This is a genomic window from Neisseria sp. P0021.S007, assembly GCF_051956855.1.
This window is the reverse complement of record NZ_JBQCXA010001295.1, coordinates 1-503: the sequence shown is the minus strand read 5'-3', so window position 1 is coordinate 503 and position 503 is coordinate 1. Positions and strand designations below refer to the sequence as shown.

The window sequence follows — 503 nt, the reverse complement described above, 5'->3', positions numbered from 1 at the left end:
GGATGTAGCCGACGATGTTGTGGGCAGCGATGGCGAGTACCATAACGAAAGCGGATTCAGCGAAACGGTGGCCGTGAACGGCAGCAACGCCGCCGACGATACAGGCAAACGCGACAACGGCAACGGCAGGCATAATCGCGCGCACGTCTTCAAACCAATGTTTTTTATGCAGCAATATATTGGCGGCAGAGCCGATAACGACAGGCAATAGGGTAACGAGTAACATAAATTTGAACATACCCCAACCGTCCATTTCGACGGTTTGTCCGACCAAATAAGTCATCCACAGCGGCGTCATCACAGGAGCGAGGACGGTGGAAACCGTGGTCATACCGACTGAAAAGGCAACATCGCCTTTAGCCAAAAAACTCATGATATTGGACGAAACGCCGCCCGGGCAGGTGCCGACCAAAACCAGACCCAGCGTCAATCCGGGCGAAAGGTCAAAGGCTTTGGCAATGCCGATGGCAAGCAGGGGCATAATCGTGTATTGAGCGATTGCG

At 53.5% G+C, this 503-nt stretch carries 1 protein-coding gene; it reads right to left on the bottom strand.

Features of this window, described 5'->3' with window-relative positions:
• On the bottom strand, positions 1 to 503 hold a 503-nt coding region (locus tag ACTHUR_RS18815), incomplete at both ends, for a bile acid:sodium symporter family protein (RefSeq protein WP_440400292.1).